Genomic DNA, 17,613 nt, shown 5'->3' on the forward strand with positions numbered 1-17,613 from the left:
AATCAAACGGCCCTTTTCAATCCCCTCATGCCTGCTCACCCAGCGCGCTCGGGAGATCGTGACCTGTCTTGAATTTTCTCGGGTTGGCAGATCTCACAACTTATTTGGGCTGGAATCAAGATACAATCAATCACGGTGCATAGTAGAATGAATGGTAATAAAACCTTTATTTGAATGAGTTCATCAAACATGTCGAGTGGTTTTATATAAATCTCTAGACTAATCCGGTCTTAGAAAACTGAATCAGCGTTACAATCAGAATTAGTGAACCAGAAGCGCTACCGCTCCGACCAGCAAGTCTGGAAACACTGGGTGTCAGAAGAGACAGGCTATGAATGATCATCATCCCGTCGATGCGGATACATCACTTCTGCAAGATGGGGCGCTCGCGCCAACGCGTACCGAACAACGCTACCGCGCTATCGTCGAAGACCAGACTGAGCTGGTCTGTCGCTACGATCCCAATCTCAATCTCACCTTCGGCAACCGAGCCTACTGCAAATCCTTCGGGCTCACGCCTGACGAACTGATCGGCAAATCGATTCTGAGCAAAATCCCGCCCGAAGAACGCGAAGCGGGCATTGCCCACATTCGCGCGCTCACTCAGACGAACCCGGTGGCGATCAGCATGCACCATTCGCTGCAAGCGGATGGCAGCCTGCGCTGGGTGGAATGGAAAGACCGGGCAATCTTCGATGAAGGCGGGCAGATCGTGGAATATCAGGCGGTCGGGCGCGACATCACCGAGCAGAAACGCGCCGAAACCGAACTGCTCGAAACGCAGGAGCGCATGCGTCTGTTCATCGAACACGCGCCCGCCGCGATTGCAATGCTTGATACGGATATGCGCTATGTTGCGGTCAGCCGCCGCTGGCTGAGCGATTATCGCCTCGGCGATGAGAACATCATCGGACGTTCTCATTACGACGTCTTCCCGGAAATCCCGGAACGCTGGCGCAATATCCATCAGCGCTGTCTGAAGGGCGCGGTTGAAATGAGCGACGCCGACCGCTTCCCGCGCCTCGATGGTTCACACGATTGGGTGCGCTGGGAAATTCGCCCGTGGCGCCACACCGATGGGCGCATCGGCGGCATTCTGCTCTTCTCCGAAGTGATCACGGACCGCGTCAATGCGCGCAACGACCTGGAAGAAGCGTATGATGCGCTGGAACGCCGCGTCACCGAACGCACCATCGAATTGGAACGCGCGAAAGAGCGGCTGGAAGCCATTTTCAATCACAGCGGCGATGGGATTCTGCTGGTCGATGTGCAGCAGGGTATCCAGCAGTCGAACGACACGTTCAACCGGATGCTGGATCTCGGGGAGCGCAGCGCGCTCGGTTTGAGCCTGCTGACCTGGGTGCATCCGGACGATATGGCACGTATCAACGCCAGCCTGAGCGACGCCGCCAGCGCACAGCACCCGCAGGGCGTAGAAGCGCGCCTCCGCCGCAGTGACGGCACCTTCATTGAAGTCGAAATCAGCATCGCGCCCATCAATCGCTCGGTCTATTCGGTGACGAATCTCGTGTGCATCATTCGCGATATCACCGAGCGTAAACAGGCGGAAACGACGCTCAAGCTGATGCTTGAACAAGAGAAAGAACTGGTCGAACTGAAGACGCGCTTTGTCTCAACCGCGTCGCATGAGTTCCGCACGCCCCTCGCCGCAATCCTCGCCGCGACCGAATCGCTCAGCCTCTACCGACACCGCATGTCCGATGAGCAAATCAGCGAACGATTGACGCGTATCGGGCAGCAGGTCGGGTTCTTACAGTCGATCATGGAAGATGTGCTCCAGCTTTCCAGCTTTCAGGCGCGGAAAATGGAGTGCCGCCCGGTCGTCGGGGATGTAGCGCGCCTGTGTCGAGATTTGGTCGAGGAATTCGACGCGCAGGCTGAGCATCAGGGGCGCATCCGCTGTGACTGTCCCGACACCGCGGTGCCGGTCGCCTATGACCCGCGCCTGCTGCGCCAAGCGGTCAGCAATTTGCTGCACAACGCGCTCAAATATTCCGCCGGGGAACAACCAGTCGATTTACAGCTCAGTCACGACGAGCAGGCGATTCGCATCTGCGTGCGTGACGCGGGAATCGGGATTCCGCCGGATGATATTAAGCACATTTTTGAACCGTTTCATCGGGCGGACAACGTTGGCTCGATTTCCGGGACAGGCCTCGGCTTGAGCATTACCAAGCAGGCCATTGACCTGCACAACGGCACGATCACGGTGGAGAGCGAAGTCGGCAAAGGCACCAGCTTCACCGTCACGTTCCCGCGCGAACCTGAGCGCTACAGCGCCCACGATGCGCTGTAAGTACCGACGGGTGCTACGCCTTGATCGGCACGCGCACGGTGAATGTCGTCCCAACGCCCACCTGCGAGGCTACCGACAGCGAGCCTTTATGTAAGGTCACCGCCTGTTTCGCGATGCTCAACCCCAGGCCCGTCCCGGAGATCGTGCCGACATTCGCCGCGCGGTGGAACGGCTCAAACAGCCGTTTGAGATCGTCTGCCGGGATGCCGATGCCCTGATCGCTGATCTTGAGGATGAGCTCATCCTCATCGCGATCCAGCTCAACGCGCACCTGTTTCTCCGAGTATTTAAGCCCGTTGTGCACGAGATTGGTGACCACCTGCCGGAGGAGGCGCGCATCGAACTGCGCGGTCGGCTCGGCGAGCGGTGTGCTGAAGACCAGCCGATCATGATAGTCGGGCTGGCTGTTGAATTCATCGACAATCGCCTGGCACAGCGCGCCCAAGTCCCCATCCGTGAGCTTGAAGTCGGCATACCCCGCCTCCATTTTGGTCAACTGCAGCACGTCTTCCATGATGTTGCGCATATGCAGCACCTGAGCGCGTATGCGTTCCAGCCGGTTAGCGATCTGTTCGTCGTCCATGCGCTGGCGGTACAGGCTGAGCGATTCGGTCGCAGCGAGGATCGCCGCGAGCGGCGTGCGGAATTCATGCGAAGTCGTGGACACGAAGCGCGCTCGCAGCTCGCTGAGCTCTTTTTCGCGCGCCAACGCCTGTTTGAGCGCTTTTTCGGCGGCGGCCCGCTGAGTCATATCGAGCACATGCAGCATCATCACGGACGACGACTGGATCTCGATATAGCTCAATTGGATATCCGCCGGGAAGCGCGTGCCATTTTTGCGCCGTCCGACCAGCGCCATAACATTCAGGCGTTCGCGCTCGTCGTCAGCGCCAGCAATCACAGGCGAAAGTGGGAGATCGGTCTCGTCCAGCGCCTGCGGCATGATGATTTCCAGCGGTTGGCCGAGCATCTCGGCGCGTGAATAGCCGAACATGTCCTCAGCCGCCTGGTTGACCAGCGCGATCATGCCCAACGTATCGCTGATGATCGTCGCGACCGGCGCGGCTTCAAGGAGCAAGCGGAACTCTTCCTCACTGGCCCGCAGCGCATCTTCGACCTGCCGGCGCACCAGCGAGGCCGACACATAGATGCCATACTGCGCCAGAATCTCGATCTGCGTGGGCGTGACCGGACGCCGATGAATGTAGTTATCAGCCACCAACCAACCGAGCACCCGGTCACCCGACCACAGCGCTACGGTGAGGTTCCAGCCATAGCCAACGACGTCCTCCTTGTGATACAGCGGCGCATTGTCATTAAAGTGAAAGCGTTCCGGCTTGATCATCGACGTATACATGCCGCCGTCCGGTCGAATGAGAAACCGGATATACTTTTCCGCCTGAATATTGCCCACGTCATCGGTGCCGTAAACGCCCTGCGCCATGTTGGCCGCCTGGTCGTAGAGGAAAATACCGACGCGATCCATGCCGAGGCGTGTCAGCCCCATCTCGACCACCGCGCGATAAAACTCGTCGAGCGTTTCGACCTTGGTCAGCTCAATGCTGATGGCATGCAGCACCTGCAAATTCTGCTGCAGCTCCTGTTCTTCATCCAGTTTCTGCTGCAGCGTCATTTCAGCGCGTTTGCGCTCGGTGATATCGACCCCGACGGCCTGCACGCCCGTAATGGTGCCGTGATCATCGTAGAGGGCGACATCTGTCCAGTACTGCCAGTATTTCTGGCCATCCGCGCCCGAAAATTCGTATTCGTGCACGCTGGCTCCACCATTGCGCAGCAAATCCAGAGCGTGCAGGCGCACCGCGTCCCGCTCCCGCTCCGGGATCAGGGGCAAAAAGCTCTGGCCGACCAGATCACGCGGCAGTTGGTCAAAGCGCCGAGCGTAGGCGTCGTTGACGAACGTCAGCTTCAAGTCGGTATCGTAGCGGCAAATCAATTCCGTCTGCGTCTGGACGACATTCAGGTAGCGCGCTTCACTGGCGCGCAGCGCGGCTTCGGTGCGCTTGCGCGCCGTGACATCGCGAATGATGATGACGAGCTGCGCCAGCTCGCTCTCATCGCCGGAGACCGGGGCGTAGCTGATCTCCACATCGTGACTGAGACCGCCCGGACGCTGCAGCACGGCCTCGACCTGCTGCGGTTGGCGCGTTTGGGCGACTTGCAGCTTGAGCGCGCGCAGCCGGACGACCGTTTCTGGCGCAAAAATGTGTTCGAGCCGGAACGTCGCATAGTCGGCGGGCGTGATGTTGAGCAGCGCTTCGCCGGCGGGGTTCGCGGCCTGAATGCCGTGCACTGGATCCAGCAGCAGCACGCCGTCGCTGATCGTCTCAAAGATCGTTTCCAGCCGATGCTTGATTTGGTTGAGCTCGGCCGTCCGCTCGTCGACGCGTTGCTCAAGCGTCGCCGCCGCCTCGCGCAGCGCCGCCTCTGCCTGTTTGCGGGCGGTGATGTCACGGCCCATGGTGTTGACCGTGAGCGGGTGCCCCTCAGCATCGTAATTGACCCAGATCCGCTGAAACTGCCAGTGGATGCTGCCATCGGGGAAGACAAGGCGGCGTTCCAATTCGACAGATCCCTTGTCAAACAAATCGTCACGCTGCCGGATCACCAACGCCAGATCATCGGGGTGGACAACCGTTTTGTAGAAATCGGGATCGCTGAGATAGCGCTCAACCGGGTAGCCGAAGACTTGTTCAAACGACCGGCTAGCGAAAATCAGCTTTCCATCCGGGGTGACACTCATAAACGCATCTTCGACGCTGTCGAGAATGTCGCGTAGGTAGTTGCGCTGCATTTCCAGCTCCGCTTTGACGGCGTCGAGCTGCTGCGTATCCGTGCTGGGCCCCGGCGGTGGAGTGGGAGGCAGGTTGTCGGTCATCGGCTTCATAGAATTCATTCTGTTGTTCGCCACTTGGAACGAGGGTTGGGGCTGAGAAATCATCATGTGCGTTTAGCTAACGTGTTTAATCTCAATATAACTCAATTCTCATTAATTGTTCGTAGATATCCGTAAACTAACGTCGGGGGGCGGGGGGGGGGGGGGGGGGGGGGGGGGGGGGGGGGGGGGGGGGGGGGGGGGAAGGGGGGGGGGGGGGGGGGGGGGGGGGGGGGGGGAGGGGGGGGGGGGGGGGGGGGGGGGGGGGGAGGAGCGGGGGGCGGGGGGCGCGGGGCGCGGGGCGGGGGGGGGGCTTCGTGTTAAGTCCGGCCTCAACCTAAAGGGGGGAGACACCGGACTTTTTAATCTCCCGGGGGGGGGAGTGAGTTGCAAAGTGCCGAGCGAAAGACCTCAGCCGTCAGCCGGGGGCAGAAGTCCCACAACGTCACTGGGCGGGGTTCCCCCGGCAAATTTCGCGTATACTCTAGAACAGGCGAGCGAGATCCGGTCGCGACCGTACGTGTGAGGAGGAACTAAGCATGTGTCGAAATATCAAGCCGCTGTACAACTTTGAGCCGCCCGTCACCGAGGACGAGATTCAGGCGGCGGCGCTGCAATTCGTGCGCAAGATCAGCGGTTTCAACCAACCCTCGAAGGTCAACGCCGACGCCTTCAACGCTGCGGTTGTCGAAGTCGCCGCCGCGGCGAGCAAACTGCTCGGCGCGCTGGAAACGGCCGCGCCGCCCAAAACCCGCGAAGTCGAGGCCGAGCGCGCGCGCATTCGCAGCGCGAAACGCTTTCCCAGATCCGCCGATGCCAACTAAGGAGATACAGTCGTTATGGCCGTGACCTTCACCACCACCGTTCAGCAGGCCGAAGGCGTGAACGCGACCGGCCTGCCTGTGCCCGCCGACGTGGTCGCCGCGCTCGGTTCACATAAGCGTCCGCCCGTCGTCGTCACGATCAAGGGCTACAACTATCGCAGCACGGTCGCCGCGTATGGCGACGTGTTCATGCTCCCGCTAGCGGCTGAGCATCGCACGGCGGCGGGCGTTCAGGCAGGCGATACGGTCGAAGTGACGCTGGAACTGGACACCGAACCACGCACCGTCGAGGTGCCTGCCGATCTAGCGGCGGCACTGGCCGCTCAGCCCGGCGCAGCTGAAGCGTTTGCCGCGCTCGCGCCGTCCAAGCGCAAAGAGTTCGTGCGGCAGGTCAACGAGGCGAAAGCAGCGGAGACGCGCGAACGGCGCATCGCCGGGATCGTCGCGAAGGTCGCGCCGTAGAGCGTCATCCCGTTGCGCTGCGCTCAACCGCCCCTCTCCCACTGGAGAGGGGCAAAGATCCGTTCGTGAGGCTGAGAAATGTACGGCTTTACGCAGGATGCGCGACGAACGTTCGTCGCGCAAAATCTTCGATGCTGTCGAGCTTCACGTTGAAGACTTGGCGCCAATGCTTCATGTCGATGGAGCTCTCATAGGTCTCCATGCCCCACATCAGCGCGTTGAAAATGTCAGGCAGCAGGGGCAGCGGCGTCCCGATGGGTACATACTGCACCGGGATTTGGCGCTTCGTGGCGTGCGCGACCATCTGCACAATCTCCGTCCACGAGGCGCGCGTGGAGCCAATCGGGATCATCTGGTTGATCGCTTTGGGGTTGCCGATGGCCTTGACGGCAATCTCGGCGATGTTGTCCACGGCGATGAAGTGGTGATGGTGATTGCCATGCCCGACGAGCGTGACAGCCTGACCGGCTTGCAGGGGAATGCCCACAACCGCGCCGATCCACACTTCCATGAAGACGGCGGGCTGCAAAATCGTATACGGAACGCCGCTGGCTTTGAGATACTCTTCGACTTCCGCTTTGACGCGCATCAGTTCGGCGGGCGCGTCCTTCGTTGACCCGTACGCCGAGGTATAGATGAACTGTTTGGCGCCAGCGGCTTTGGCCGCATCGATCAGGTTTTTCGTCCCCTGCAGATCGACCGACTGGAAGTCGCCGCCATCAAAAAAGCGGGCAATCGCCGTGGTGATGACGACATCCACCCCGGCACACGCCGCATCCAACGATTCCCGGTTGCGCAGATCACCTTTGACGGCCTCTGCGCCCTGATCAATCCAAGTCTGTGCTGCCGGATTATCCCGCTGCAAAATGCGCACAGGCTGGGCTGTTGCGAGCAACCGGCGCGTGATCGCGCCGCCGAGCAAACCGGTTGAGCCGACGACCAGAATCATATTGAACTAGTCCTTTCGCATGAACCGTTTCCCCAAGCCCTAGTACGTACTACATCTTTGATTGTACTCCCGAATTGGGCGGCCTTGGCTGCTCGAGCGACGCGGCTCGCGCTTACGACCGTTTGCGCCAGTAGTGGAGGATCGTCCCGCCATCGATGCCGGGGATCGGAGCCAGTGCGCCGACCGACATCAGCAGACTTTCGAACAGGCCGAGCCGAAACAACCACGCGAGCACATCGTTGAGGTGGGCGGTGGCCAACACCAGCACCAGAAAGATCACAGCGCAGATGCCGCTGGCTATCGGGCCGCCGAGCGCGCGGCGAATATGCACGCTGGCAGGCAGCTTCGGTTCGGTCTTCGGGTACAGCGACATCGCGAGGATGCCCAGCATACCGATCCGGACGCCGAGCATCGGGTAGCCCGTGCGCTGCGCCAGGTAGGCGTGACCGAGGTGGTGGATCATCTCCAGTGACCAATGCAGCACGGTGCCGAGCAGCGCGCCGATCAGCACCATGTCGACGGTGAAGTTGAGCACGCTCGACAGGATGAGGAACAGGATGGCGAAGATCGCCAGTGAACCGAGCAGCGTGGGCACAGGCAGAATCTCGATGTCCCAACGGTAAAACGGACGGGTAGGAGTCGTGTTCATGGTTGTCCTCAAGGCTAGGCGAAGGCTGACCTGATTCTAGCGCGTCTGCTAATCGGCGCTATTCATCGAGTTGTAACGTAAGCCACGGCGGAATCTGCTAGAGTGAAGGCATGCGGCTGTATAGGAGTGATTTATGTTCGAATGCATCCGATCCCTGCTCTACCGGCTGCCGCTGGTGGAACACTTAGGCATCCAACTGCTGATCGGCCTGCTTATCAGTCTGGCGTGCCTCGGCGTGTTCGCCGCCATCGCCGATGAGGTGCGCGAACAGGAACTGCTGGTGCGCATTGACACGGAAGTCGCCAATGAACTGCACGCGCAGGCCACGCCGAGCTCCATTCAGTTCTACCGTCTTGTGAGCTGGATCGGCATGGAGGGGTTGTGGATCATGGGGGGCGGGCTGGGCCTCTACTTTCTGCTGCGCCGGCAGTGGCTGCATCTGGCGATCTGGATCGCCGCGCTGATTGGCGGGACGCTGCTCAACAATGTGCTCAAGCTGATCTTCGCCCGCGCGCGCCCAGTCTTCGCCGACCCGTTCGTGATCGAGCGCAACTTCAGCTTTCCGAGCGGGCACGCCATGATGTCGCTGATCGGCTTTGGTCTGCTGACCTACTTCGCGTGGTCGCTCTTGCGGACTTCCATTGGCCGGATTATCCTCGTGTTCGCAGCGCTGATGCTGATTCTGCTGGTCGGCATCAGCCGCATGACGCTGGGCGTCCATTATCTCTCCGATGTGGTCGCCGGATTCGCGGCGGGCGGCGTGTGGTTGGCCGTCTGCCTCACCGCGCTGAACACGATCCAACGCCGGAAACGGGCGGGTGATCCTGCCGCACAGGAGCAGACTGGCCTTGCTGAAGCTCCCTGAAATTCAGGCTTTGACCACCCTTTCGCGTGATGGTTGGCTGTTGTTCGCCACGCGGATGGTGCGGCTCTTCGCATATGGTTTCCTCGCCGTCGTACTCGGCTTGTATCTGGCCGAAGTCGGCCTCAGTGATCCCCAGATCGGCCTCGTGTTGAGCCTCACGCTCCTCGGCGACGCGCTCATTTCACTGCCGATCACCATCATTGCAGATCGGGTTGGGCGGCGGCGTATGTTGATGATCGGCGCAGGCTTAATGATCTTCGCGGGTCTCGTCTTCGCGCTGACCGACAACGTCGCCCTGCTGACAATCACGGCTATCATCGGCGTAATGAGCCCGAGCGGCAATGAAGTCGGCCCGTTCCTCGCCATTGAGCAAGCGGCGCTCCCGCAAACCACCACCGACAAGCAGCGGACGCAGGTGTTCGCGTGGTACAGCCTCGTCGGTTCACTGATGACCGGGCTCGGTTCACTGGTCGGCGGATCGCTGGCGCAGGGACTGCAAGCCAGCGGCTCGACCCCCTTGGAAAGTTACCGCGCGGTGATTATCGGCTATGCGCTGCTCGGCGGCGCACTGCTGCTGATCTTCGGGCGTATGTCACCCGCCGTCGAAGTCGCGGAGGTCAAACCCGCGCCGACGCTCAGCAGCCTGTTCGGGCTGCACAAGTCACGCCAGATCGTATTTCGGCTGTCGCTGTTGTTCATGCTCGACGCGTTCGCGGGTGGGTTCATCGTGCAGAGTCTGGTCGCGCTGTGGTTCAACCGCCGCTTCGGGGTAGATACAGCGGTCATTGGCTCGATCTTCCTCGGCGCAAATCTGTTCGCGGGCTTATCGGCGCTGGCGGCGGCGCGGGTGGCCGCGCGCTACGGGCTGATCAACACGATGGTGTTCACGCACGCCCCTTCGAATCTACTGCTGATCCTCGTGCCGCTCATGCCGACGCTGCCGCTGGCGGTGCTGGTCCTGCTCGTCCGCTTCAGCATCTCGCAGATGGACGTGCCCACCCGCCAATCGTATACGGTCGCCGTGGTTGACCCGAGCGAACGATCGGCGGCGAACGGCGTCACCAGTATCGCGCGCTCGGTCGGCGCATCCTTCTCGCCGGGGTTGACCGGCGCTTTGTTCAACCTCGGCGGGATCTGGTTGAGCGCGCCCTTCTTCCTCGCGGGTGGGCTAAAACTGGTCTATGATTTTTTGCTCTACCGCAACATGAAGGCGATCAAGCCGCCGGAAGAACGGGAACAACGGGCGTAAGCCAACCTCACCCCGTTTCGCTCCGCTCAACTGCCCCTCTCCATTGGGCGAGGGGCATGGGCATGTCGAGGCGTGTCCCTCTCCCCACGGAGAGGGACGGCTTGCGCAGCAAGCAGGGTGAGGTAACTGTCATCCCCCGAAAATCAAGCAAAAGTTTGGTGTTTGTCTCCGACTTTCGCTGGACGCCGTCGAACATCCTTTGCCAGACAATAAGGACAATGACTATCGATCGGCCTAGAGGGGAACATCATGAACCGCCGACGCAGTGTTGTGCTCATGCTGGTATTGATCGCTTTATTGGCGTTTGCCGGAACGGCTTCGGCGCAGGATAACGACGGTGACGGCTTACCCAATGGACAGGATCGCTGTCCGGCGCAGGCCGGGCCGCGCACCAATGGTGGCTGTCCGCTGCCCACCACCAGTGTCCCACCGCAGGATCGCGACTCCGATGGTGTGCAGGATTTCGTCGATGCCTGCCCGGATCAAGCGGGGACGGGCTTCAGCAATGGCTGCCCAACGGGCATTCAACCGATTGACATCGCGCCGACCCAGCGCCGCAGGTCGTGATGGTGTGGGACTCGATGGATGTGTGCATGGTCGGCGTGCCGTTGACGGCGACTGGTAATGTCAACGTGCGCGAACAACCGACGACCAGCGCGAACATCCTCGGTCAGCTTACCCCCGGCTCCCAGTGGGAACCCTGGCTGCGCGACTACGACGAGAATAATCAGGTATGGTTTGATGGCGCGCCCTCGCCGGGTGGTTATGGGTGGGTATCCGGCGAAGTTGTGATCACCAACGGCCAGTGTGTGTATCTGCCGCAGGTCATTCATGTGGATGCGTCGGACAATGGCCAGTCCATCGATGTGAAGTTCGACCCCAGCATCATCCCGCCGGAAATCATCGACGAAGACGGCGACGGCTGGAACTTCGGCGACCTGTTCGACGAATTCGACGTGGTGATCATCGACTGGGAGGATTTCGAGGTATTCCCGCAGCCCGATATCACGCTCACCCCGCACCCGCAGCCGCCCCAGCCTGCGCCGACTCCCGGTGGTCACGTGCGTGTGTTCGACGGCAGCCACTTAATCATCAACTTCCTGAACGGCGATGGCTCGGTGATCCCGACTGACCAAAAGATTCTGATCGGCGCACACCGCCAAGCCGATGGAGAGACGTGTCTGGAAGTTGGCGGCGGGCTGTGCATGGATTACGGCTTGCTCCTCCCGGCGGTCAATGAAGCTGATCCGCCGAGCGAAAGCCCGCTGTGTACACCGGATCAACTGGCGCGCGGCCTGGATTTGATCAGCGCCGGGGACGGTACACAGGGCATTTTGATCGGCTTGCTGCTGCCCGCCGTGCAGAAGGTTCGCGAGGCCGCCTCGCGCGCACAAATGGGCGACGGCAGCGTCATCCCCGGTGAAGACGTTATGCAGGATTTCCATTTCCGGTCGCTGAGTGCGCTTCTGACCGACCCGCCCGACCCGGATCATCCGCAGTGCGGCGTGGTCATCGTAACGCCCGGCGCAGAGGGCGCGGTCGGCATCCTGATCGGACTGGATGTGCTGCTGCTGCCCGCGGTGTAATGAGTGAGGTCTGATGCAACGGACGCAATGAATTGCGTCCCTACGAAATCTGTTTCGCTTTCGCCCCTCTCCGCTCGGAGAGGGGTTGGGGGTGAGGTTAGGCTACACCACCGCTGTTTGCGGTCGATTGGGGCGGCGCGGCGGGCGCAGGCGTTTGATCAGCTTGCCGACCAGCGGCCCGATCACCATGATGACCGCCGCCGCTGCCGCGATGAACCAGAAGTCGAACAGCACGCCGTCAAACGCGTTCCAGTTGAGCGTGATCGCGTCGTCAATGCCGCGGCCTTCGCGGCCAAAGCCTTCCGGACGTTCGCCCCGGCGAAAACCTTCCGGTGCGGCAATACCGCCCGTGCTACCCTGCGCCGCGTCACCCGTGGGCGGGTTGAAGCCTTCGGGTCGTTCCTCGCGTTCAAACCGTTCGCGCCCAAACCCACCAAACTGATTGCCCGTCAACCCTGCGAACACGGCGAACGGGTTGCGCAGATCGCCGGTCTGCGCGAGCGCAACACCACTTATGACGACCAGCGCGATGAACGCGATCTTGATGATCCACGTGCGGCGGTTCGATCTACGCGCCATGCGCTTCCTCCCGTCGGGGCGCGCCGAACTTCGGCAGCGTGAGCAGATACTTCTTGCCGAACGTCGCGATCCACTTCCAATGCATGCCGATATGTGCCGCGATGATCACGAGGCTGAGTTCGGCGGACAGGATGTGCCACTGCTGCCACGGCAAATTCCGCCCGACGCCCTGCAAATTCAGACCGAGCGTGCGCGAGATGATCAAGCCGCTGACGACGAGCACGAGCGCATCGATGAACAGCAGCCAGTTGAGCAGGTAATTGAGGCGCGACTCCTGCAGGAGGTTGCGGAAGAGCGTCTTGGTGACGCCCCAAATCCAGTCCCAGTGCAGGAGAAGGTGCAGCGCGAAAATGAGCGTGAACGCCAGCCCGATCAGCTCGTGCAGGCGCAGCCCGGTGAAACGAAATTCGAGATCGACGACGAAGCCGACCACGAACAGGATGTCGAGGAAGAAGTTGACCTTGGTCTTGTTGATTTTCATGAACTACTTCGCTGTCAAGGCGGGATGATAATAGGTTGAGGCAAGCGCCAAGACGGCAGCGATGCCCAAAATGCCCGGCGCAAGCAGCGGGTTCGCGCCGCCTAACGCGTCGAGAAACACCTCGCCGATGGTGGCATTCGGGCGAATTTCCAGCTCAAAGGCAAAGTTACCCGTCACGTGATAGTACAGCCCCAACAGGCTGACCAGCCCCATACCGAGCATGACGAGGCGCATAGCCTGTAACGTCCAGCGTTGGGGGCGGACAATCGCCGCCCCCAACGCCAGCAACGCGATCACACACATGACAATCGGGATGTACTGCTCGGTTGCCTGAAAGTGTTCGATGACGAGCAGTTCGCCCAACGTTCCCACCACCATGAACGCTGCCAGCCCGAGCAGCAGCCGCCGCAGCCGTTCGACAATGATTTCCGCGCTCATGTTATGCGTTCCCTCTGCCCAGTGTGTGATCCATGATTATTGGCTCAGGTAGTTCGCAGCGTACTGCACCTGCGCCGCCGACAATGTGCCGCCCAACGCTGCGAGGAACGCATCATTCGAAGCAAACGGCCGCGTCGCGATCAGAGCGTTCGCCGCCGCTTCGTCCACGCCGGGAATCTGCATGAGCGTGGCGGCGTCGGCGTTGTTGACGTCAATCGGGACGTACACATACTGTTCCCATTCGGCGGTCTGCGTATCGCCGACGTACTTGCTGATCTCGCGGCGGAACTGCTGAATGCTCACATACGGGCGGTATTCAAGGAATTCGCGCACCATGCGGTTCGGGAAATTCGGGATCGTCGCGGAGAAATCATCCCCCGACGCCGTATTCAGGTTGAGCAGCGTAAACGCGACCACGGCTTCCGCTTCCGTGCTCACCGCTGCATTCGCGGGGTTCGCTTGTTCACTGACCACGGTCAGGTCGTTGTCGAAGTCCGCGACGGTCGCGACCGGGTAATACGGACCTTCGGTCTGTTCCGGCGTGAGGGTCAATGTGCCCGCTGCGCCGAGGCTGACGATGATGTCTTTCGCGGCCAGTTGAAAGGTCAGGCCATTGGTGTCCGTGACTTCGGCGGGTTCGAGGATCATTAAAACGGCGTCAGCACCCGCCTGCGCGAACCACTGATCGCTCGCGGCGCTGTCATCGCCCGCAAAATAGAACTGCGTGGTCAGCACTTCGGCATCATCCACAAACACCTTGACATGAATGTGCAGCGGTCGCCCGATGCCCTCTTCTTTCGGCACGACGGTGCGAAACGTGTAGAAGCCGTCCGCGTCGGTCACATACGCGCCGAAGTGCTGGAAATTCGCGTCGATGTTGGTCGCATCGACGTTGGGGTGAGCGTACACGCTGTTATCATCCGTCTGCCAGATTTCGACACGTGCGCCTTCGACCGGAGCCCCGTTCGCATCGAGCACATGCCCGGTGAGCACGAGCACCGTGCCCGCTGCTTCGACCGGATCACTGTACACTGGTATGATCGCCGTCGTCATTTCCTGCGCGCTCACCGCGCTAACGGCCAGCGCCGCCAGCACACAAGCGGACATCATCCGCACCATTGACTGTTTCATGGAACTCCCATTACTCCTCTGATCATCGGTTGTGGCACAATTGCAACACCTTTACTCTAAAACAGGCTGGCCAGAAATGCTTTATCGAAGCATCAAATTACCTTAAATCGACCTTAAATTTGCCCACCGCTGCGCGTTTCTGATGGGATACTGAAGCTATACCGAAGGATAACTTGCCATGCCGACTGTCCTCCTCATCGAAGATGACCGCCTGATCGCCGAGCCAATTGCCCGGGCGCTCAAACTGCAAAACTACACCGTGCTCACGGCGACCAACGGCGCGGCGGGTCTTGAAATGGCGCTGACCGCTCAACCTGACCTCGTGATTCTGGACATCATGCTGCCGGAAATGAACGGCTGGGATGTGTGCAAAGGCATCCGCCAGAAGAGCGTCGTGCCGATTTTGATGCTCACCGCCCTGAGCGAAGAGATCGACCGTGTGCTCGGCCTCGAACTCGGCGCGGACGACTACCTGAGCAAGCCGTTCAGCACGCGCGAACTCATGGCGCGCATCAAGGCGCTGCTGCGGCGCGTCGAATTCGACACGGCGCGCACTGCGCAGAACGAACAGATCGAATTCGCGGACATCATGATCGATCTGAACCGCCGCCAGATCTTCAAAAGCGGCAAAGAAGTCGCGCTGCGCTTCAAAGAATTCGAGCTGCTGTCGCTGCTGCTGCTCAAAGCGGGCGATGTGGTCACGCGGGCGGAGATTTTCGATAAGGTGTGGGGCACAGACTGGCTCGGCGATATGCGCACGCTCGACGTCCATATCCGCTGGTTACGCGAAAAGCTGGAAGACGACCCGAGTGACCCGCGCCTCATCCAGACCGTGCGCGGCGTCGGCTATCGCCTCGTGACCGGCAAACCCACATGAAATTGACGAGCATTCGCGCGCGGCTGTTATTCGGATCGGTGGGCGTGTTGTGCGCCGGGTTCATCGTGCTGATGGTGATCGCCGGGGCGCAGATTTCGTCGGCAGCACGCGCTGACTTCGAGTACCGCCTGCAGAACGAAATCCAGTTGATCGCGCAGGGCATCCGCTCCGAACTACGGCAGGACGATAGGCTGACCGACGACGAACAGGCCGCTTTGATCGCGGAATATGAAGGTCGCACCCATGGTGAGATCACCCTGTATACGCTGGATATGGATGGTGGCAGTCCACGGCGGTGGCAGTGGGGCGGGGGACCGCGTCGCTCATTCCGGGACGCGCCGGAAATGGAAACGGCTCTGCGCGGCGACACGATTGTCGTGGAGCGGAACAATGAGCAGGGCAATCCCGCGCTGTATACCGCCGCTGGCATCAATTCACAGCCGCCTGTGCTCGTGCAGTTGAGCGTGCCGCTCGCCAATCTGCAGACCGTGATCTTCGAGCGTTGGGCGCTGCTGTGGCTGCTGTTCGGCGCAGTGCTCGTCGCTGCGGTGATCGCCTCCGTGCTGCTCGCCCGCTCGATCATCCGCCCGCTGACCGCGCTCAAGCAGTCGGCGCACCAACTGGCGGCGGGCGATTTCTCCAGCCGGGTCGAGTACACCCGCGACGACGAGATCGGCGAGGTGGCGCACGCCTTCAATGAGATGGCGCATCAGGTCGAAAGCATGCTGGAAGAACAGCGGGCTTTCGCCGCCAACACCTCGCACGAACTGCGCACGCCGCTGACGACCATTCGCCTGCGCTCGGAGGCGCTGCGCTATGAAGAGGGCGTGGATGCGGGCACACTCAAGCAGTACATCTCCGAGATTGACGACGAAGCCCAGCGCATGGGCACGCTGATCGAAGACTTGACCGTGCTGGCGCGCTTCGACGCCGGACGCGCCGAACTCGGCAGCGACGCGATTGACTTCGCGCTGCTGGCGGCCAGCTTGCAGCGGCGCATTCAGCCGCACGCCGACGCCAAACGCATCGGTTTGGTCGTCAACGTGCCAGCGGGATTACCGCCCGTACGCGCCAGCCTCAATCACCTGACGGTGGTGTTCCGCAACCTGCTCGACAACGCGATCAAGTACACGCCCGAAGGCGGCGTGGTCACGTGGACGGCGCGCACGGAGGATGGCGGCATTTGCAGCATAATCAGCGACACCGGGCGCGGCGTCGAACCGGAGCAGATCCCCAAGCTGTTCGAACGCTTCTACCGCGTCGACAAAGCGCGATCACGCGAGATTCCGGGGTCGGGACTCGGCCTCGCCATCGTCAAATCGATCATCGATGCCTACGGCGCGACGATCCGCATCGAGAGCGCGGGTAAAGACCGGGGTACAGCCGTCACGGTGTGGTGGAAAGGTCAAACAAACGGGTTATAATGGGTCAAAACGGATTTTAGAGAGGGTATTAGGGGGACCGGCACACTCGAACTGGAAAGTGCATGCATCAGATTCACGCTCACTCGTCTTTGACCTCGTTGTTCGCCGTCTCTCACCTCACTTTTGTCGTCGACGCCATGCAAGCGGGCAACAGCCCCGCGCGCATCTGGGTCGATGATTTGGATGCCCCACGCAGCGCCTTTATCTGGGATACCACCCACTGCCTGTATGCAGGTGGTGATGCCAGCAATCCAGCATTCAATGACTGGCTGCGCGGTTTCATCGCCGACACGTATTTACCGACGCTGGAGCGCGAACAGCTCGGTGGGTTCAAACTCACGCTGGCGTCGCCAAACTGGGAAGAGCCACTGCGCGCCGCCTTTCACCCACTGGAATTATCGAAGTATCCGCGCGTGTGCTATCGCCTCAACCCGGCGCTGATTCCGCCTGTGCCGGAACTCCCGCCCGGTTACAGCTTGCGTCCCATCACCCGCGAACTGCTGACGGCTGCCGATGAGCCCGGGGTCGCCGACCTGATCGAAGAAATCGAGCTGTGCTGGCCGACGCGCGACCGCTTTTTTGAGCGGGGCTTCGGCTGGGTGCTGTACAGCGATGCGGACGGCATCGTGTGCCGCTGCACCGCCGAGTACGCCAGCCCGGGTCAGATTGGCGTGGGCATTGCAACGCGCGAATCACATCAGGGACGCGGCTTCGCCACCGCGACCGCGCGCCAGTTCGCGCAGCACGCGGCGCAGTTGGGTTTACGCACGCATTGGGACGCGTGGACGCGCAACGTGCCGTCATGGCGCGTCGCCGAGAAAGCGGGCTTTGAGAAGGTCAGCGACTATGACGTGTTGTTCTGGGGGGGAGAATAGCCTCCCCTCCCAGC

Annotated in this window: 17 protein-coding genes; 10 read left to right on the forward strand and 7 right to left on the reverse strand. The window is 61.0% G+C overall.

Going from position 1 to position 17,613, the window contains the following annotated elements:
* Window positions 1–331 precede the first annotated feature (331 nt).
* Window positions 332–2,317, forward strand: a complete 1,986-nt coding sequence (locus tag IPK17_RS37370) for a sensor histidine kinase (protein WP_343422838.1) — start codon at window positions 332–334, stop codon at window positions 2,315–2,317.
* A gap of 13 nt (window positions 2,318–2,330) precedes the next feature.
* On the opposite strand, the gene IPK17_RS37375 is transcribed toward IPK17_RS37370, so the two are convergent.
* Window positions 2,331–5,222, reverse strand: coding sequence for a PAS domain S-box protein (locus IPK17_RS37375; protein WP_343422839.1), 2,892 nt, complete (start codon window positions 5,220–5,222; stop codon window positions 2,331–2,333).
* A gap of 527 nt (window positions 5,223–5,749) precedes the next feature.
* Here IPK17_RS37375 and IPK17_RS37380 point away from each other — a divergent pair.
* Together IPK17_RS37380 and IPK17_RS37385 are read left to right on the forward strand one after the other, a co-directional pair.
* Window positions 5,750–6,034, forward strand: a complete 285-nt coding sequence (locus IPK17_RS37380) for a DUF2277 domain-containing protein (RefSeq protein WP_343422840.1) — start codon at window positions 5,750–5,752, stop codon at window positions 6,032–6,034.
* Between the two features lie 15 nt (window positions 6,035–6,049).
* Window positions 6,050–6,496, forward strand: coding sequence for a YdeI/OmpD-associated family protein (locus tag IPK17_RS37385; RefSeq protein ID WP_343422841.1), 447 nt, complete (start codon window positions 6,050–6,052; stop codon window positions 6,494–6,496).
* An 88-nt stretch (window positions 6,497–6,584) separates the two neighbouring features.
* Here IPK17_RS37385 and IPK17_RS37390 read toward each other — a convergent pair whose 3' ends face one another.
* A complete protein-coding gene (locus IPK17_RS37390; protein WP_343422842.1) occupies window positions 6,585–7,445 on the reverse strand; it encodes an SDR family oxidoreductase in 861 nt (286 codons plus the stop codon).
* Between the two features lie 112 nt (window positions 7,446–7,557).
* On the reverse strand, window positions 7,558–8,094 hold the full coding sequence (locus IPK17_RS37395; protein WP_343422843.1) for a hypothetical protein: 537 nt from the start codon (window positions 8,092–8,094) through the stop codon (window positions 7,558–7,560).
* A gap of 133 nt (window positions 8,095–8,227) precedes the next feature.
* On the opposite strand from IPK17_RS37395, the gene IPK17_RS37400 reads away from it, so the two are divergent.
* From IPK17_RS37400 to IPK17_RS37415, 4 genes are all read left to right on the forward strand, one after another.
* Window positions 8,228–8,959: a phosphatase PAP2 family protein gene (locus IPK17_RS37400; RefSeq protein ID WP_343422844.1), complete on the forward strand. Its 732-nt coding sequence runs from the start codon at window positions 8,228–8,230 to the stop codon at window positions 8,957–8,959.
* Window positions 8,943–10,208 (forward strand): MFS transporter, encoded by a 1,266-nt coding sequence (locus IPK17_RS37405; protein WP_343422845.1) that lies wholly within the window; start codon window positions 8,943–8,945, stop codon window positions 10,206–10,208. The genes IPK17_RS37400 and IPK17_RS37405 overlap by 17 nt, the downstream gene beginning before the upstream one ends.
* A gap of 249 nt (window positions 10,209–10,457) precedes the next feature.
* Window positions 10,458–10,775 (forward strand): thrombospondin type 3 repeat-containing protein, encoded by a 318-nt coding sequence (locus IPK17_RS37410; RefSeq protein ID WP_343422846.1) that lies wholly within the window; start codon window positions 10,458–10,460, stop codon window positions 10,773–10,775.
* A 14-nt stretch (window positions 10,776–10,789) separates the two neighbouring features.
* Entirely contained in the window at window positions 10,790–11,794 is a 1,005-nt protein-coding gene (locus IPK17_RS37415; RefSeq protein WP_343422847.1) for an SH3 domain-containing protein, read from the forward strand.
* Window positions 11,795–11,896: 102 nt separating this feature from the next.
* On the opposite strand, the gene IPK17_RS37420 is transcribed toward IPK17_RS37415, so the two are convergent.
* From IPK17_RS37420 to IPK17_RS37435, 4 genes are read right to left on the reverse strand one after another with little or no spacing between them, the layout of a single operon-like run.
* Window positions 11,897–12,373, reverse strand: coding sequence for a hypothetical protein (locus IPK17_RS37420; RefSeq protein WP_343422848.1), 477 nt, complete (start codon window positions 12,371–12,373; stop codon window positions 11,897–11,899).
* Window positions 12,363–12,854: a DUF4405 domain-containing protein gene (locus tag IPK17_RS37425; protein WP_343422849.1), complete on the reverse strand. Its 492-nt coding sequence runs from the start codon at window positions 12,852–12,854 to the stop codon at window positions 12,363–12,365. The genes IPK17_RS37420 and IPK17_RS37425 overlap by 11 nt, the downstream gene beginning before the upstream one ends.
* A 3-nt stretch (window positions 12,855–12,857) precedes the next feature.
* A complete protein-coding gene (locus IPK17_RS37430) occupies window positions 12,858–13,292 on the reverse strand; it encodes a hypothetical protein (RefSeq protein ID WP_343422850.1) in 435 nt (144 codons plus the stop codon).
* Between the two features lie 36 nt (window positions 13,293–13,328).
* Window positions 13,329–14,423 (reverse strand): dioxygenase family protein, encoded by a 1,095-nt coding sequence (locus IPK17_RS37435; RefSeq protein WP_343422851.1) that lies wholly within the window; start codon window positions 14,421–14,423, stop codon window positions 13,329–13,331.
* Between the two features lie 178 nt (window positions 14,424–14,601).
* On the opposite strand from IPK17_RS37435, the gene IPK17_RS37440 reads away from it, so the two are divergent.
* The 3 genes from IPK17_RS37440 (at window position 14,602) to IPK17_RS37450 (ending at window position 17,599) form a co-directional block, all read left to right on the forward strand.
* Complete coding sequence (locus tag IPK17_RS37440) at window positions 14,602–15,300, forward strand: response regulator transcription factor (RefSeq protein WP_343422852.1); 699 nt, start codon at window positions 14,602–14,604, stop codon at window positions 15,298–15,300.
* A complete protein-coding gene (locus tag IPK17_RS37445; RefSeq protein WP_343422853.1) occupies window positions 15,297–16,724 on the forward strand; it encodes a sensor histidine kinase in 1,428 nt (475 codons plus the stop codon). Before IPK17_RS37440 ends, IPK17_RS37445 begins: the two co-directional genes overlap by 4 nt.
* Window positions 16,725–16,786: 62 nt before the next feature.
* Window positions 16,787–17,599: a GNAT family N-acetyltransferase gene (locus tag IPK17_RS37450; RefSeq protein ID WP_343422854.1), complete on the forward strand. Its 813-nt coding sequence runs from the start codon at window positions 16,787–16,789 to the stop codon at window positions 17,597–17,599.
* The last annotated feature ends 14 nt before the right edge of the window (window positions 17,600–17,613 follow it).

The sequence above is a fragment of the Candidatus Flexifilum breve genome (assembly GCF_016713355.1).

Coding starts and splice junctions, on each gene's coding strand:
- IPK17_RS37370 (WP_343422838.1), top strand. CDS start 332: ATGAATGATCATCATCCCGTCGATGCGGATACATCACTTCTGCAAGAT.
- IPK17_RS37375 (WP_343422839.1), bottom strand. CDS start 5,222: ATGAAGCCGATGACCGACAACCTGCCTCCCACTCCACCGCCGGGGCCC.
- IPK17_RS37380 (WP_343422840.1), top strand. CDS start 5,750: ATGTGTCGAAATATCAAGCCGCTGTACAACTTTGAGCCGCCCGTCACC.
- IPK17_RS37385 (WP_343422841.1), top strand. CDS start 6,050: ATGGCCGTGACCTTCACCACCACCGTTCAGCAGGCCGAAGGCGTGAAC.
- IPK17_RS37390 (WP_343422842.1), bottom strand. CDS start 7,445: ATGATTCTGGTCGTCGGCTCAACCGGTTTGCTCGGCGGCGCGATCACG.
- IPK17_RS37395 (WP_343422843.1), bottom strand. CDS start 8,094: ATGAACACGACTCCTACCCGTCCGTTTTACCGTTGGGACATCGAGATT.
- IPK17_RS37400 (WP_343422844.1), top strand. CDS start 8,228: ATGTTCGAATGCATCCGATCCCTGCTCTACCGGCTGCCGCTGGTGGAA.
- IPK17_RS37410 (WP_343422846.1), top strand. CDS start 10,458: ATGAACCGCCGACGCAGTGTTGTGCTCATGCTGGTATTGATCGCTTTA.
- IPK17_RS37415 (WP_343422847.1), top strand. CDS start 10,790: ATGGATGTGTGCATGGTCGGCGTGCCGTTGACGGCGACTGGTAATGTC.
- IPK17_RS37420 (WP_343422848.1), bottom strand. CDS start 12,373: ATGGCGCGTAGATCGAACCGCCGCACGTGGATCATCAAGATCGCGTTC.
- IPK17_RS37425 (WP_343422849.1), bottom strand. CDS start 12,854: ATGAAAATCAACAAGACCAAGGTCAACTTCTTCCTCGACATCCTGTTC.
- IPK17_RS37430 (WP_343422850.1), bottom strand. CDS start 13,292: ATGAGCGCGGAAATCATTGTCGAACGGCTGCGGCGGCTGCTGCTCGGG.
- IPK17_RS37435 (WP_343422851.1), bottom strand. CDS start 14,423: ATGAAACAGTCAATGGTGCGGATGATGTCCGCTTGTGTGCTGGCGGCG.
- IPK17_RS37440 (WP_343422852.1), top strand. CDS start 14,602: ATGCCGACTGTCCTCCTCATCGAAGATGACCGCCTGATCGCCGAGCCA.
- IPK17_RS37445 (WP_343422853.1), top strand. CDS start 15,297: ATGAAATTGACGAGCATTCGCGCGCGGCTGTTATTCGGATCGGTGGGC.
- IPK17_RS37450 (WP_343422854.1), top strand. CDS start 16,787: ATGCATCAGATTCACGCTCACTCGTCTTTGACCTCGTTGTTCGCCGTC.